Source organism: bacterium (genome assembly GCA_030247525.1).
Taxonomy (GTDB): Bacteria; Electryoneota; JAOADG01; order JAOADG01; family JAOADG01; genus JAOTSC01.
In genome coordinates this window covers 1-16,157 of the sequence record JAOTSC010000076.1, presented here as the reverse complement: position 1 = coordinate 16,157, position 16,157 = coordinate 1, and the positions used below count along the sequence as shown (strand labels likewise).

Sequence of the window (16,157 nt, the reverse complement as noted above, 5' to 3'; positions counted from 1 at the left end):
TATCACGATGAAACAGCTTAGTTGGATACTTCTCCTCTCTCTCACCCTGACTGGAGCGGCAACTGCCACGCCGCGCTGGGGCGACGACTTCGATTGGTTGGGCGATACCCTTGCCATCACCGTACCGTTGGGAATGATTGCCTTTGGCGATACTATCGTCTGCCATACGCCAAACAACATGTTTGCCATGCTACAAACGGATAATCGAACATTCCAAAAACTCTGGCAATTGAACATCCCCCATGCTGTTGAAATGACTTATGGCAGCATCTACTCGATTTCCAATCGGTTCTGCCATATCCTGCGGCGTGGTAACCGTTTTTACTACGGTTGGCCAAAGGCAATGATCGAGTGGAATGGGAACGACGCGCCAGTGTACCGGGGCGCCATCCGAAATGGATTGCAATTTACCCTCGATACCGCTTTCACTGCAGCGGATTTGCACTTTGGCCAATTCAATCAAAGCTACAAACCGGTACAAGTAAACAATATGATTCTGGTCGCCGACCGCATTTTTCGAGTCGATTCCCTTACGAATCGCATCGAATATGCCGGCAGTACCAGAGCGAACGATGAACTACCCTACAATACCGAATGGGCGGTGCGGTGGCCGTATGCCTATGGAGTCACGACCACTCACCAGATTGCCGTTGTAAAACTTGATACTACACCTCCCCAAACAGTATACCGGTTCGATACAACATACCAACCAGCTTTCTGTAAAGTCATCAACGATTCTTTGGTGGTACTAACCAGCGATTGGTCAGTCTGGTCGTTGGAGAATCCCCGAATCCCACAATTAGTCGGAACCAACACCCGTCCTCCTGGAATATCTGAATTGTGGGATGAGCCGGTCGACAGTGTATGGCTCGGATGGGGTGGTTCAAACTTCTACCTGATTTCGTTGGCACAAGGACTACTTGCACCGATGATTATCGATACTTCCCATATATACGGATCAAGTGGACATTCGACAACCAGTTGTAACGTCGCTAAGACGAGTTATGGCTGGCTTGTACAATTGAGCAACTACCCAGACCCGGGAAGCAACATTTTTCAATTGCGGCAGTATCGCGATGCCCAGCATCGCCAGAGACTTGACACATTGTGGAATTATCGACAACCAGCAGGCTTCGATTCGAACTACTTAGCGAACCATTACTATCAAGAACATCCCGACGTAAGGTTGGGAAAGGATGGAAAGGCGATTTTTACGCGCGGAATACGTCAGGCGGTCTTAGTCGCCGACACCGTAAACGCCCGCCATCAAATGCGATGGTTGCCACATAGTATCTATCCAATAGCAATCGATGGTGAGCAAGTGTTAGCTTGGGGTAGCATCAACCGACAGTTACATCAATTAACGTGGAGTAGTAATAACAGTTGGTTAGACCAAATATTCACAGTGCCGGATTCCGTAACGACGAATGTGGAGTTGTTTCGTACTAATTTGGTGGTTTTCCAAGGAAACACCCAGTATCCTTTCCCGGTTTATCGATTCCAGGATGGAGAACTGATATCAGACGGGGTTCTTCCTTATCAACCCATTACGATGCGAGAAACCAGTGCGATTCTGGACATCGGTGACAGTATTCGATTGTACCGAAAGCAGGGTGGAGTCTGGTTGCCGCAAAATTGGAGTTCGCCAGGATGGGGATCCGCAATTATGCAAGGGGACACCTTCATGACAAGTGGCGGGCAAATCTATGCACTCCAACGGAACACTGCTCCGACACTAATTGCCGACGGGTATCCATTTGGCATTAATGCAAAATTACTTCAAAGTAAAACCTGTTTTTATCAGCAAGAGCGGCTTGATAATTATCAACGCATCTATACTCGTTACGACCATACTTCGGAAGGGTGGGTAGAACGGGGTACTATAATGTCTGGAATCCCTTTCTTATACTATGGATCGATGTTATTGACGGAGACGCCCGGCGCAATCTCTACTTACCGGATGCCACCGAATAATGCTACACCTGAGCTGATCGGATCACTCCCGTTCGATTTTGCTCTATCCAATCCCTATCCCAACCCATTTAACTCGACAGTCACTTTCCATGTTGATCTCCCGCGTTCCGCAATGACCGAATACGCCATCTACGATGCACTTGGACGTGAAGTCTATACCAACCCTTCTGAACGTCTTTCACCCGGGTCCTACACCCTCCACTGGAACGGCCTTGACAACAACGATCTTCCTGCCAGTAGTGGTGTCTACTTTATTCAAGTCCGTGCCGGAACATTCTCAGCAGTAAAGAAAGTTATCATGTTGAAGTAATTGTGTTGTACCTTTTGCTTTACTAACTTCTATCGAAACATCATGCAGAGAGAAAATTCTCGTCATGCAAGGGCGGGGAGGGGGGAACCTCTTGCCATACTTTGCTGAACATTCCCGTCTTATGTATAGCAATCATAAGCAAAAAAGTAATCTACTTGTTTAAGCAAACATTTTCGGCTGGTTAGAACCTGTTGCACAATCGACCGAAAACTTCAATCCAACCAACGAGAAGCACTATGGCAGACTACAATCTTTCCGCAATGGATCCCCGCAGCTTTGAGCACATTGTCCAAGCGCTTGCGAAGAAAGTGATTGGCGAAGGCGTTACACCCTTCGGCGATGGCCCCGATGGCGGCCGCGAAGCAACGTTCACCGGTCCAATGGACTATCCCTCGAAAACGAAAGGGAAGTGGGATGGCTATCTCGTCATCCAGTGCAAATATCGACAACGTCCCGAGTCTGACGATACGGCATGGGCGATCAAGCAACTGAAAGAAGAGTTAGAGAAGTACACGAAGAAAGACTCTAAACGTCGTATTGGCCCCGATTATTTTCTCTTTGTAACGAATGTCGTTTTACCCCCAAAAGCAAAAACGGGCGGCCATGACAAAATCATGGCTGTTCTCGCCGGATACCAGAAGAAACTCAAGCTTAAAGGCTATGATGTTTGGGGGTACGATGACCTTAGCCGCTTTTTAGATGGTGCGGAGGGTGTTAGGAATGCCTACACGCACCTGATTACACCGGGCGACGTCTTAGCCGCAATGAAGAAGCAACTGAAGGACGCCCAACCTGACTTCACGAAGATACTTCAAAACTACCTCCAGAAAGAGCTGCTCGATGACCGTTACACGAAGATGGGATACCAGGAAGTAGATTCTTCATTAGCGAAGCTCTTTTTCGATCTACCGGTAAATACAGAACGAGAAGTGGTCGATGACCTTGAGGAGAAGAAAAAAGAATACTATGCAGTAAAGCAAATCGTCAAGCACGGTTCGATTGATGTAAGGATGATCGAAATTTCCCCCGTTGTTTATGGAAATTGGCCCGGTGGGTCTTCTTTCTTTGGGGGTAATCCATTTACAGGAATGGGATATGCTGGTTCTAATGCCTCATTTTTAGCGGCTCCCGATTCTAAAACCCGTGTAGTCATCGTTGGTGGTCCTGGACAAGGGAAAAGCACCCTCACGCAATTTCTCTGTCAAGCATATCGCGCCACTATTTTAGAGAAAACTCGTTGCATCTCAGAGGCAAAAAAAGTCATCGGCGAAACATTAACGCGCTGTCATGAGTATCAATTAAACTTGTCCTACCAGCGGTTTCCCCTACGGATCATTCTGAATAAATTCGCTGAGTTTTTAGCGAAACCGGAAACACCCGATGTTCAAAAGTCTGTGATGGGATATCTCTGTCGCGCTATTAACCAACGCACCAGCTCAGAGTGTCGGTTTGGAGATTTAAAACTATGGTTGGAAAAGTACCCGTGGCTCATCGTATTTGACGGATTGGATGAAGTTCCCCACACCAGTAACCGGCAAGACGTAGTGAAAGCGATTAGCGATTTTCAGATCGATGTTACCTCCTGCAATGGCGATGTCCTTACGGTGATAACCACGCGCCCGCAAAGCTATCAAAACGAGTTTTCTTCACTTGATACCGTTCACTGGAATCTCCAACCACTCAACCAGAAACAAGCCCTCGCTTTTGCCGATAATTTGCTTGCTTCCAAGTATCCCGACAAGGAAGCGCCCAAACGAAAAGAAGCAATGGCACGGCTCAAAACGGCAAGCAAGCACGATGTTACAATGAAATTGATGGAGAGCCCATTGCAGGTTAGTCTCATGACCTCCATCGCCGAGAGTCACCGACCACCCGAACGCCGCTACGAGCTATTTGAGCGGTATTACTCCTTTGTCTATGACCGGGAATGTGGCAAAGAGAGTCTGGTATCGCCGATTCTGCGGAACAATAAGGCTTTCATCAATCGCATTCACCATGAAATTGCACTCTTGTTGCATTGCCGGGCGGAAGAATCGGGAAACACTTCCTCACAAATGCAAGTTGAGGAATTCTTAACCTATGTAGAAAAACAGCTTAGAAAGGATGAACATAAAGAAGATGAGGTTACTCACTTGATGGCGTTAGTGAAAAGCGCCGTTATCGATCGTCTGGTGTTCCTTGTCCAAAAAGAGGAAGGAAGTGTCCAGTTTGAAGTACGCTCACTGCAAGAGTTTTTCGCGTGGCGGGCGTTGGAAGAAACCGACGACAAGACACTACACGAGCGCTTGAATGCGATAGCACCGGTGTCCCATTGGCACAATGTTTTTATGTATGCGGTCGGAGCAATCTTCATGTCCGGTAAGGACTACCGGAAAGATTGGATTACTGCATTGTGTCTACACTTAAACGACTGCAAGACCAATGTGCTTTTTGGTAAGGCGTACACCGGTTCTGAATTGGCGCTCGACATTTTGCAGGAAGGCGTGGTAACTACCACACCGAAGTACCGCCGCGCTTTCCTCCCGTTTGCCCTAAAACTGATGGATCTCAACGACCAAGTGAAACTCATCACGTTGGCAAAACATTACTCTACTAACGACCACGATCTCTTCTTCCCAGCTATCGAGCAACAACTCCACAAATCACGCTTAATCCACCAAAAGGGAGCATACTCACTGCTTGCTGCCCTCGCTGACCAAGGGGAACAGTGGGCAATCGACTATATCGGATCCCATTGGCCCGAAGCGGAAGATATTGCAATTCACATCCTGTATTGGCGGCTGTATGACAATAACCGGAGACAAAAAACAAATGATTGGCTTGATAAAATTCGACCCGAAAAAGTCGGGAATTATCCACTGAGAAAAGTATTCGACACAAATTTGATCAATGAGTACTTATCGAAACATAAACTCCCCCAGCTGTCTTTTCCATTTCACGAAACAAAAAGAGTAAAAGACAACGTATTCTCTTGGATTGAGTGGAGTCTTGAGAGTTCGAGTTTACTTAAAATCAACCATCCGAAAGAGTGGTCTGTTTTACCTGTCGTTCACCCGGAATGGCGGATTTTCCAAGCAATCGGGCGGTTTGCAAACGAACCGTCGGCAAAAACACTGGCTAAGGAACTGCGTTGGTTGAGCGAACTTCCTGAAACGGTGTTCGTTAGATATCCGATCCGTGATTCAATTCCTTGGCCGATGTCGGCGTGCTTGACCAAACTCAATCGAGAACGGCTCAAATTTCTTGCCGAGAGTCTAGAAAGCGGAAAGATGGGGGATATCAACGATTGGAACACAGCGGAATCTAGATGGTTTGAAAGGGGGGTGACGAAAGAAGACTATGCCTATCACACGATTGACGGACTGCCATACGATGCGCGCATCGCTGAAATTGGGTTCCCTATCAATGGAATTACACTGTGGATTATGCATTCAGCCACATTAGCTAAGCAACGCCTCAATTTCGAAATCAATGAGATCGCTGATCAAGCAACTAAATATCGTTTATTCATGACAATCATTCAGCTTAGCGATGACATTGGTTTTCAACCCTTCGAACTGGTGCAGTTCCAATCAATGCTCACTACTCTACGGATAAAAGTATTAGCAACTGATTTGATTTATTTTATTGGAGCATACTACTCGCTTCCCGCACTTGCAACGGAATTGCTCTTTTTGGGAGAGCAGATGTATTGTAACACCGAATTCGATGTTGTATATGAGGAGGAACATTGGGGACGCAACTCACCAGGTGAGGATGATATCAACTACTTAGTTCGGGAATACACAAATAACCCTCAATCCAACCGATATCTGTTGCCACTGCTGGGGAATTTGCTGGCAGAAGACAATTCTGTTGCTATTTCACCGGCGTTGCTGGAGCTGAGTAATTTTCCCGATCCGGTGCTGAAGTATTGGGCGATGTTCCTGCGAATAGCTCAGCCGGAGTGGAATGGTTCCGATATCCCGGAAATGGTAGAAGCGATTCAACAGGAAACGATTGAAAGAAGAATCAATTTTCTTGAATTGTTGAATCGGACCACCCATTACAACCCAACTTCAGAACCGTTGCGTAAATTGGCGCTGGCGCTTTGGGACGCTTTCGAGCCGATGCCGGAAGACCATTCACGGGAATTGGAGATTCTTACAAGAACGTTTAAGAAGTGTGCCGCGACGGTTTCCTGTGATCGGGAAAAACTGAATCTTCCATTTGCGGTACACTGAGAAGAAGGAGTGGATGCCAACGGACGAGATGGTTTTCTTTTTTCCCTTTCCCCCGGGCGCAAGCCAAGGGGAAAGGGGTAGATACTCTTTGATGAGTATGTAGAGTAAGGGGCGGATAAAAAAGCCGGAGAGCAAGGCGGTTGTTCGTTGAGAGGGGATGGGGTGCGTGGTTTGGTGGTAGAGTCTGCTCCATTCAGTGGCAGAGCTTGCTCTAGTTAGTGGTAGAGTTTGCGTGGTTCGGTGGTAGAGCGTTGCTCCATTTAGTGGTAGAGTTCTGCGTGGTTTGGTGGTAGAGGGTAAAGTTGCCAAGGAAACCTCTTTTGCTCCGTTTAGTGGTAGAGTTTTGCGTGGTTTGGTGGTAGAGCCTCCTTGCAAGATAATTCCTCGAGTTGTTGCCGCCGATAGTTCTGTTTTGCTCTGTTTTGTGGTAGAGTAATTAAACGGTTTTCGTATACCGTTTCCTTAAGCGAAGGGGAAAGTTGCGCTGTTTCCGATTCCCAAAAGTGTGTTGCATTAAGGGAAGAAGAAAGCTCACATACGGCTTTAGTATCTTCGTAGCCAGTTCACTGGGGGATGGTTTCGTTTGGATTAACTCTGATAACGCTTTCAGACACATCATCGCAGTATCATAGTATAGAATCACCCACTCATCATCGGTGATGGTCGGATCGGCAAGTTTCCGTTTCGCTATGCGCAAGGGGTCGCGCAGCGCGAGCCGGTCGCCCCCCAAAACGGTTTCGCGATAACCTCCGGCGTTTCGCCGGGTGATTCGAATCCATTTCAGCTTTCTGGACATAACGCAAAGTGAAAGGAAAGTTGCACTTTAAGTCTACTATGTTTACATTGTTTACAGAAGTTACTTACATCCCGTTTGCCATGAAAAACACGTTTTTCCATGGGTGAGGGGTAGGTTTACCCATTTTTGGTAAATTCACAGATTTATTCACGATCAATATCATCGATTGCCGCGTCGTTGTCCCAGCTGTGTGCATCGGCTTCAAAACTCCTCTCCAGTTTTCGATAGAGCGCCGCAACCCTCGGCCATTTTGCTGCAACTGCTTCGGCAACTTTCTTCATATCCTCAGCTAAACTGCGCTCCTGTTCCCCTCCTCTTCCACGCCAGGTGACGCCGCGTTGATTTCTTATCGCAACACCATAGTTATCTTCGAGTACTGGCTCGGCTAAATCCTCTATAACATCACAAATCGCCGGATGTGGTATCCGGTTTCCCCGGAATTCTCCATGGATCATTGCAAGATCGCTATCAGCGATGGGAGGAAGCTGTAGTAAATCGTTGTCGAGTTTTGGTCCCCAACTGAGGACTTTTCCGAGCGCACACATCCCCCCTCTCATGAGTTTTTCTTGAGCTAGTAATCTGAGTACTTCATTTACCCAACTCTTAAGATGCTGTGAATCTAATGTACCGTCGGATTGCATCCCGGGAACACTTTGCCAGTGTCCAAACAGATAGTAAAAAGCTCTCGATTCCCAATCCGGTAATGGTTCTTTCGCTTCCGATTCGTCGTCGCGCAGATAGTATTTGCCGAGCATACTAACAAAGAAGACGGGATCTCTTTCCATGTGCTTGTGTAGTTGTAAATGGTGTGTATCGATGCCAAGCAATGGTAAAAACAACCATTCCAACTGTTCAAGACGGGACGTGTCCCCCTTCTCATGGTATTGTAGATAGATGAGCAACTGTTTCACTTCGTAAGATGCGAGTCGAGTAGGATCGTCTTCTCGTGCCGTTTGCATACACGCAAACATCGCCGAATAGATCGTTTCTAAATTGATTTCGTGATTAACATCGTAAGTCAATGAGGCGAGAATGTCCATTGCCACTCTTGGTCGATCGAACCTGATAAGTGACTTCATTACATGATCCACTTCGTCGGGATTTTCGGAGGCATAAAAGGAAAAACTGCGCCAGTATTCACGTTGTGTATCTTCATCAAACTGATCAACCAGATCAAAGGTTGCGTTGTTAGCGGGGTAACTGCGTAATGCTGCGACACGTTTCGGCAGTTCCCATTGTCTGAGTAAACCTTCACCAACATATTTGCCTATCCACTCATCACCTTTGATATAGATGCTCGATTGAGTAAACCGAAATGCCAATTGTCCGGTATTGTCGGTGTTGCCAAGACAATCGCGAATCGCCGTTGTTTGTTGGGGATCCAATTCCCATTTAGAGAGGAGATATCCAATTTCATCCGGTCTAACAACGGAATTTGCAAACGAGAGAATGCCGGTGATACCGTGTTCTGCATAGATTGCTCGCAATGATTCGGATTTTTTTTGCTCTCGTTCTGCCTCCCATCCTTGATAGTCGTCTTTACGAAAAGGAATACCCAAGTCAGGATGATTCCCGAACATCCATCGGTAGCGGGCAAATAAGTCGATGGGTTCAAACTTCTTTTCCAATATCTCATATCGGGTTAAAAAGTGAGGCGGCATCACCCATTCGGCATCGGGAAAAGCTTTGTGCTTATTTACAATTTTTCGAAGTTCGCTACCTATTCGGTCACGAATTGTAACATCCTGTATGATATCCGCATTCTGTTCCAATGTGCTCATTACTTGTTCGTGAGTCGCTGGGTGTAACTTATGGATTCGGTCGACAATATCTACCCATCGGTTGAGATCGTCTTTTATTCCATCCAATAGTTGTTGTGATACCTTAAGAACAGAATTCCAATATTCTGCGATAGTCGGTTGTTTGGGTTCGGTTTGCCAGTCCCGCCAAAGAGTAAGCCGTTTTCCGGGATCGGGATTAGAACTAGCCCAGTCTTGATCGTGGGGAATTAGATTCAGTAACAGACTCCAACCAAGTTTAGGATACTTCTTGACAATCCGGTTGAGTACTATCATTCGGGACGCTTCACTTGCGCCACATTGGGGGAACCATAACCGGAAAAAGGAGAGTAGACTGTTGAAAGGGCAATTCACGATTTCGGTTCCAGAGGTTATCGATGCGAGATCAGCAAGTATCATTGCGACGCGGGGAAAATAGTCTGGCGACCACGCCAACCGCTCTAACGCCCACAAGAGGTTGGGGTAGTCGTAGTTACTTCCCATTAATCCCGGTTTAGGTTCAAACAAAATTAGCAGTGTCGGATGCTCGGACTTTAAATCGGCTTCAACCTGCTTGAGAAATTCGTCCGGTGCTGCTTCTGCAAATTGCATCATAACCGGCGACAGATCAATCCACCCCTCACGCGATGTAATCGCATCCTGTAGGAGATCACGAACGAGTAGACTTGCAGTTGCGGCAGGATCACAACCATCAAAGGTTTTACCGATGAGCTCCGGTGTTGAGATGGAACCTAACATTGCGATTGAATTTGCAATCCCAGTTCGTAATTCTTTTGAATATTTCCTCACTTTACCGTGTATGGATGCGTACATCCGTTCTTCCGGTGGAAGGGCTCGAGCGGGATCGCGTTCGCTCAATATCAGTTTTACGAACTCGTTAAAAGCGTTGAGGTCTTCGTGAGTACAGTACTGGGCCAATACCATCCATTTATCATCGGGAATTGTAACCCGGCAATGGTTTCCGACAATTGTAAAGAAGGAATCAGGGATATTACTCCAACGCTGCAATAGCTGGATAAGATCGGTTTTCGATTTACCAGTCAATTGGGTAAGCGCCTCGATATCTCCCTCTTTGTTAATATCCCATCCTCCTGCGAGAATTAGACGGAGAAAAGATGCACCATTTTCACGGGCCGCCCACTCTGGTTTACTCGAAATATTTGACGTGTTACGACGATAGGAGGTTAGCGAGCTATGTATGATTGCAGCGAAATATTTTGCCTTCGCAGTGTTTGGATTGGTTTGTTTCAGGACTTCAAGAGCTTCGGTAGCACTAATGCGGGGCAGTTTGATACCGGATTTAATCGATAAACTGGGATCAATTGGAACGATTACATGGTGTCCGTTGTTTATAGCGAGTTGGTCGTAGGTGGAATCGTTAAATCGCCGAATGAGAATCAAAGGGCGGCGAGAATTTGCATAGTAGTTCCATGTATCCGGGGAATCGATCAAGATAGCTTTACTAAAGTAAGTGTCACGTAGATTCGGTGGTTGTTGTGCGATTACGGCAGAGACGAACGCCTCGGCTTCGTCTTTGGTTTCCGATTCAATCGGAACAACCTGCGGGTTTCCTGCGAGTAACCTTTCTAATTGCTCGTATTCTTTTTTACGACCACTTAGAATAAGCTCAGGTGTAATGGTTGGATATGTTTCTTGTGACCACCCCTCCCACCAACTCTGTAAATCACGTACACCTTCCAATGGTTTTCCGATGTGCCATGTAAGCCAAATATGAACAGCCGGGGCGTCGATTAGCCAAGTCATGATGTCGTCGACATCGAAGGCTTTTATATCACGCCACTTTCCTTCCAATCGTTTTTTGGCTGCCCAGTTGCTTTTTCTTGGCCAGCTTCGGGATGAAAAGGATATGTAAACTGTTTGGGAAGGGTCGATGTTTTCAGGCGGGTTGTCAGTTCGCTTTTTGTAATCTTTATTGGCTTTTGTTGTAGGTACTTCATCGGTTCCCAACTCCCAAGCTACAACACCATCCGGGATGAACGCATTTCCCGTAGTAATCTCAGTGTACCCATCAAATCCGGGCAAACCAGCTCCTTCTTGTGTTCGGAATTCAATTCGTGTGGGTTTTGATGTTGCTATAATGAGTTGTCTTATAAGCTCAGGAAACCAGTACCCAGATTCGGCACGGTTTGACCAATTGATGATATCTTGTCGATCAGCTAACTGTGGTATTGACATTGTACTTCCCTTTGACTAAAAGGTACTTTGTCAATAAAATAGGAATAGATTGCGTATAAGTGCAACTCAACACGACTGATAAAACAAAATCTTGGAAATTAACTCTATTTTGTTGTTGATTCGATACTTGGCAAGGGAAGGTGAAGCGTTTCGATGGCACGGCGTTTTGCGATTTCCCCCCGGCGGTCGTAACGCCCGGTTGTGTTGGGATTGGCATGGCCGGCAAGGCGTTGCACTGTGATAACATCAACCCCCAAATCGAGCAGGGAAGTTATGAAAGTACGGCGGCTATCATGGGGTGTGAAATGGATGCCCGCTTCAGTGCCACGTTTTTCGATGATGAACCAAACCGCTTGCGGGGTCAAGCGAGTGTGCGCGATGTTTTCTCCTTTCCCGATCCGAGTGAAGAGCGCGCCTTCCCAATTGCCGCGGTATGTTATCCAGCGTTCGAGGACTTGCGTAACAGCAGCGGGGATGTAAACCATCCGGTCTTTCCCTCCCTTGCCGGAACGAATCTTGAGCGCATCCTCCGGCTCGACGTCCGACAACTGCAAAGTAACGACTTCCGAGCGCCGGAGACCGCAACCGAAGAGAATTCCCAGTAATGCCGTGTCGCGAATGCCGATCGCCGAAGCATCATTAACACAAAGATCGAAAATGTGTCGCAATTCGCCATTGCCGACAATTCTTCCGGCAGGCAGTTTTTGGGTTTTGATGCCGGTGATATCGGTTGACCGGTTGTACTCTTCCGCCGACAACAAACCTAACCGCCACGCTTCCCGCAGAACCCCGCGGATTGCCGATAACGTTTGATTCACAGTCGCCGGATCGTGGCGGGTAAGCAGTGCAGCCCGCAAAGCAATTACTTGGGCATAAGATAACCGCCAATCGAAGGTCATGGGATCGGAAAGAATCCCAGCAGCCCGGAGCGCACGCTGGAGGGCATTAAACATGGCGCGACGGGAATGATCAGAAGTGAGCCGGGTTAGGTAGACAACAGCGGGCAACAGGGCATGGGGATCGCCACCAAGGGGTAGGACTTGGTTGGGAAGGGCAATTGTGTTTTGATTGGGTAGCTCCACCCCACTCGCTCCGTTTACTTACCATAATATACATTATCATAAGTAAAAAACAAATATGGAGGAGAGAAAATTTGTTATTTTAGGACTTTTGTTTGTTTGTGGTTTTGCCGAATAATGAACTTAATAGTTGCATAATTTTATTATTTTTGTTTAACACCTCTTTACGTAGTTGAAGGATTTCATTCGCAGTAAAGGGTTTGCCATCGAAACTTATTGTTAAGTCGTTTTCTTTGTTGGGATCGTTCTTTGCACGATCACGTAGATACTTAGTAATGTTGATAAATCGCATATCCCCAGAGCTGGGGCGAACAACAAGAAGAACAATGAAAATAGAATCACGATAATAGCGAAGTATACGCTCGTTTTTTATTCGGAAAGAGTAACAGCTATCATTCACACGCTTCCGTAAATTGGAGTCGCCGGATTTGAGCTGAAGATAGATTCTTTTTGAGGTTGGCAGCCCGGCATCATCAAGCAATTCAATTTCAGCGTCGACCCCGACATCTTCCATGTTAATCAACCTAAAGATTTGGTTTGTTAGTGCAACCTGCACCATGACCTCGCCAGTTTGCAAGAGAGCCTTGCTCCGATTATCAAGGGCGTTATGAATTGCAATATTCATAGCACCGAGTGCATCAGCCTCAGGCTTGGTGATCGGTTGCGATTCGAGCGCGAGGGCAATCGCAAAATTTTTATCACAATCTGCACAAGTAAAGCTGGTTCTACCCGCTTGTAATCTTTTTGTTGCTGTTTCTTGCGGGATCTGCCAGTTGCAGTAGGGACAAAAATATAAAGGAACCGATGCAGGGGTTTCAGAAGACTTTCGAGTCAGATGCTCAAAGATAAAGCGGCGAAATAAACTGCGCTCTTCTTCTGGCGTGTCGCCTTCAAAGTAAACTTGCAGTTCTGCCTTTGCGTCACCCTTGCGAACCAGTGCAATTCCAATCGGATAGCTACCGATCGCAGTAACGAAATCGGCTGCATCTTTCCAAATCGCTTGCTTAATGAAACGTTTTGAATAGTAAAGCCGAACGACCAACGAGGCATAAATATCATCTACCAATCCCTCAAACTGGTAGATGGCGGCTAAGCTGGGAATCTTTGGTTTGGCGGGGCGGGCGATTCGAAATACAGCCGGAAAGATAATCTTGTCACCGTCATTGGTTTCTTCTTGCAGCGAAATCTGTCGGTCGCCCATTAGTTGGAGAATCGCTGGTAACAACAGTTTTTCATCGGATTTGGGAAGTCTACTTTCGCCCAATTGCTCGAATTCTAACTCCGCATTAACGATTTTTGCTTTATCAATACATCCGACCTCACTATCTTTGCGGGCGGTCAACAGAATTGAAGACGCGTAGGCATTGAGTAACTCGGGTTTCAGTAACCACAACTCTCCATAGGGGAGCTCAAACAGAAGTCCTTGCGCTTCCCAAAGTTTAAGAACGGTATTGAGTTCGGCCATTTCAAAGGGGTCGTTTTGGGACATCTCAAGGAGTTTTTCAACAAGGAGTTTGTCCGGGATTAGTGGAGATAAACTCTCTGTATTAGCCAAGTTATAGATATTTTCTTTGAGCGTTTTGAATCGTTTAGGGGAACTGGTAACCGGTAATTTATCCCACGGGATACTTTCGATTATGTTTTTCTTTAATTCATCACAACCATTTCCTGATTTTGCGCTTGTTTTATGATAATCGATAAAGTTGTGCTGTTTCATGAATTGTTGCATTGTCGCGTCGGACTCACGACTCGAACCGACATCGCAACGACCTGCTATTAAAAGTAGCGGCGGGCGGGGATTGATCGCCCGCGATAGCGTTGCGTCCCATTCTGAAAGGGTTTCCAATGTTTTCGGGTCTTGGGGATTATAAATCAATAAGCCTAGTGAGGTATTTGCAAGAAAGAGTTGATGTATGAGTTTATAATCTTGTTGTCCAGCAAAATCCCATAGCCAAATTTCTTTTTCAAACGGCTCATATATTTTGGCTTGAAATGGAATTTTTTTGATATTCATTCCGTGAGTGGAGCCCGTTTCTCGCCATGCGTCTTCGATTAGTCGAATCATCAACCCCGATTTTCCAACGCCCGTTTCACCAACTAAAACAACTTTTGCAGCAGTGTATAGGTCTGAATGACTGTCTTGTTGAACGACTTTACTAATGTCCCAAACTTTTATTCTGCTATCACTGCTTCCCGATATTATTCGTTCTCCATCGGGCATTATTGCTATTGCATTCACATAATGAGTGTGACCTTCAAGAGTAGCAATCAGTTGGTAGTCTCTACAATCCCGTTTTTTAACCTTTTTGTCCCCGCTTCCCAATAAGACTCGTTTCCCTTTTTTTGTAACTTCAAGCGCACGAAAAGAGTCGGTGTGGCATTCAAGGGTGGCAAGCACATGGTAAGTTTGACGATCCCACATTTTTATTACATTGTCGATACTTCCCGATACGATTCGCTTTCCATCTGGTGTAACAGTAACCGCATGAACAGAATCTGTGTGACCTTCAAGGGTGGCAAGCAGTTGGTAGCTTTTACTATCCCACACTTTAATCGTATTATCACCACTTCCCGAAATGATACGTTTCCCATCGGGAGTGAACACAACCGTCCAAACAGAATCTGTGTGACCTTCAAGGGTGGCAAGCGATTGGTAGCTTTGGCTGTCCCATACTTTTATAGTTTTGTCCCAACCTCCCGATACGATTTGTTTTCCATCAGGAGAAGTCGCAACAGCACAAACAGTATTCGTATGACCTTCAAGGGTGGCAAGCAGTTGATAACTTTTGCTATCCCATATTTTTATCGTTTTATCACTACTACTCGAAACGAATTGCATTCCATCAGGGGTAACCGAAACCGCATTTACCGAATCTGAGTGACCTTTTATAGTGGCTAGCAACAAGTAGTTTATGCAGTCCCAGACTCTAAGTGTATTGTCACGGCTTCCCGATATTATCCGTTTTCCATCGGGTGCGATCACAACCGCATTTATAGAATCTGTGTGTCCCTCTAGGTTGGAAAGCAATAGATAGTTTAAGCTGTCCCATACTTTTATTGTATTGTCATCACACCCCGAAACGATTTTATCCCCATCAGGGGACACCGCAACCCCCCAAACAGTACCGGTATGACCTTCAAGGGTGGCAATTAGTGCATCGTTTTTGATTTCTTCAGTTCTCTTATTGTTAGAAGGCATTTCTATTGATCTCCTCATCTGGTCGGTATCGGTTTACTGTATATGAAAAGACAGATGGTCTACTTTGACTGTCATTGAGTTTATATTACAATTTCGCCTTCTGAAACCTTTCGGGATTGAGTTGGAGGACGAGTTTTTGTTCACCGGTCGCGCCAACAGCGAATCGCCAATCCACCAAATATCCCAGTTCTTTTGCAGCGTTGCAAGAGTTTTTAATGCCACCGGACAATAAGCGTTGCTGACGGTTACGGACTAAGGTCTGCATCCGTAACCGTTCCGCCAATTCATCGATATAGATTTCATGTTTCCAATTACTTCGACCGGCAGCATTAGCGATGTACAAAAGGTAATCAATGAAGCTGTAGACGTACTTCGTTGCCCGCCGCCCCAATAGCTCCCGCACTTCTTGCCGCCAAGTCCACGGTTTCGGAATCGCCCGCAGTGGCTGCCCCCCCTCTACTTGTTGGCCAAGGTTTACCGCGAGCACCGGGGAAAGCTCTACGATGATTTCGCGCGTACTTGGGGTGAGGACGGTGAGCGGAACGTACGTATTGGGGTCTTGTTCCGAGAGACCAATCAAG

Annotated in this window: 7 protein-coding genes; 2 read left to right on the top strand and 5 right to left on the bottom strand. The window is 46.4% G+C overall.

All coding sequences use genetic code 11. The features are described 5' to 3' along the window. The coding region (locus tag OEM52_08380) for a T9SS type A sorting domain-containing protein (GenBank protein MDK9700145.1) at window positions 1–2,284 on the top strand (2,284 nt) is incomplete at its 5' end. Window positions 2,285–2,520: 236 nt separating this feature from the next. Beyond that, window positions 2,521–6,507 carry a hypothetical protein gene (locus OEM52_08375; protein MDK9700144.1) on the top strand — a complete coding sequence of 1,329 codons (3,987 nt, stop codon included), beginning with the start codon at window positions 2,521–2,523 and terminating at the stop codon, window positions 6,505–6,507. A gap of 436 nt (window positions 6,508–6,943) precedes the next feature. Here OEM52_08375 and OEM52_08370 read toward each other — a convergent pair whose 3' ends face one another. The 5 genes from OEM52_08370 to OEM52_08350 form a co-directional block, all read right to left on the bottom strand. Beyond that, window positions 6,944–7,303, bottom strand: coding sequence for a hypothetical protein (locus OEM52_08370; protein ID MDK9700143.1), 360 nt, complete (start codon window positions 7,301–7,303; stop codon window positions 6,944–6,946). A gap of 143 nt (window positions 7,304–7,446) precedes the next feature. Next, entirely contained in the window at window positions 7,447–11,298 is a 3,852-nt protein-coding gene (locus OEM52_08365; protein MDK9700142.1) for a hypothetical protein, read from the bottom strand. A gap of 104 nt (window positions 11,299–11,402) precedes the next feature. Further along, entirely contained in the window at window positions 11,403–12,380 is a 978-nt protein-coding gene (locus OEM52_08360) for a site-specific integrase (protein ID MDK9700141.1), read from the bottom strand. 79 nt (window positions 12,381–12,459) lie between these two features. Further along, on the bottom strand, window positions 12,460–15,576 hold the full coding sequence (locus OEM52_08355) for a DUF4365 domain-containing protein (GenBank protein MDK9700140.1): 3,117 nt from the start codon (window positions 15,574–15,576) through the stop codon (window positions 12,460–12,462). Between the two features lie 85 nt (window positions 15,577–15,661). After that, on the bottom strand, window positions 15,662–16,157 hold a 496-nt coding region (locus OEM52_08350), incomplete at its 5' end, for a hypothetical protein (protein ID MDK9700139.1).

What these genes read in the sequence shown, in the direction of transcription:
- OEM52_08370 (MDK9700143.1), bottom strand. Translation starts at nt 7,303, where the DNA reads ATGTCCAGAAAGCTGAAATGGATTCGAATCACCCGGCGAAACGCCGGA.
- OEM52_08355 (MDK9700140.1), bottom strand. Translation starts at nt 15,576, where the DNA reads ATGCCTTCTAACAATAAGAGAACTGAAGAAATCAAAAACGATGCACTA.
- OEM52_08365 (MDK9700142.1), bottom strand. Translation starts at nt 11,298, where the DNA reads ATGTCAATACCACAGTTAGCTGATCGACAAGATATCATCAATTGGTCA.
- OEM52_08375 (MDK9700144.1), top strand. Translation starts at nt 2,521, where the DNA reads ATGGCAGACTACAATCTTTCCGCAATGGATCCCCGCAGCTTTGAGCAC.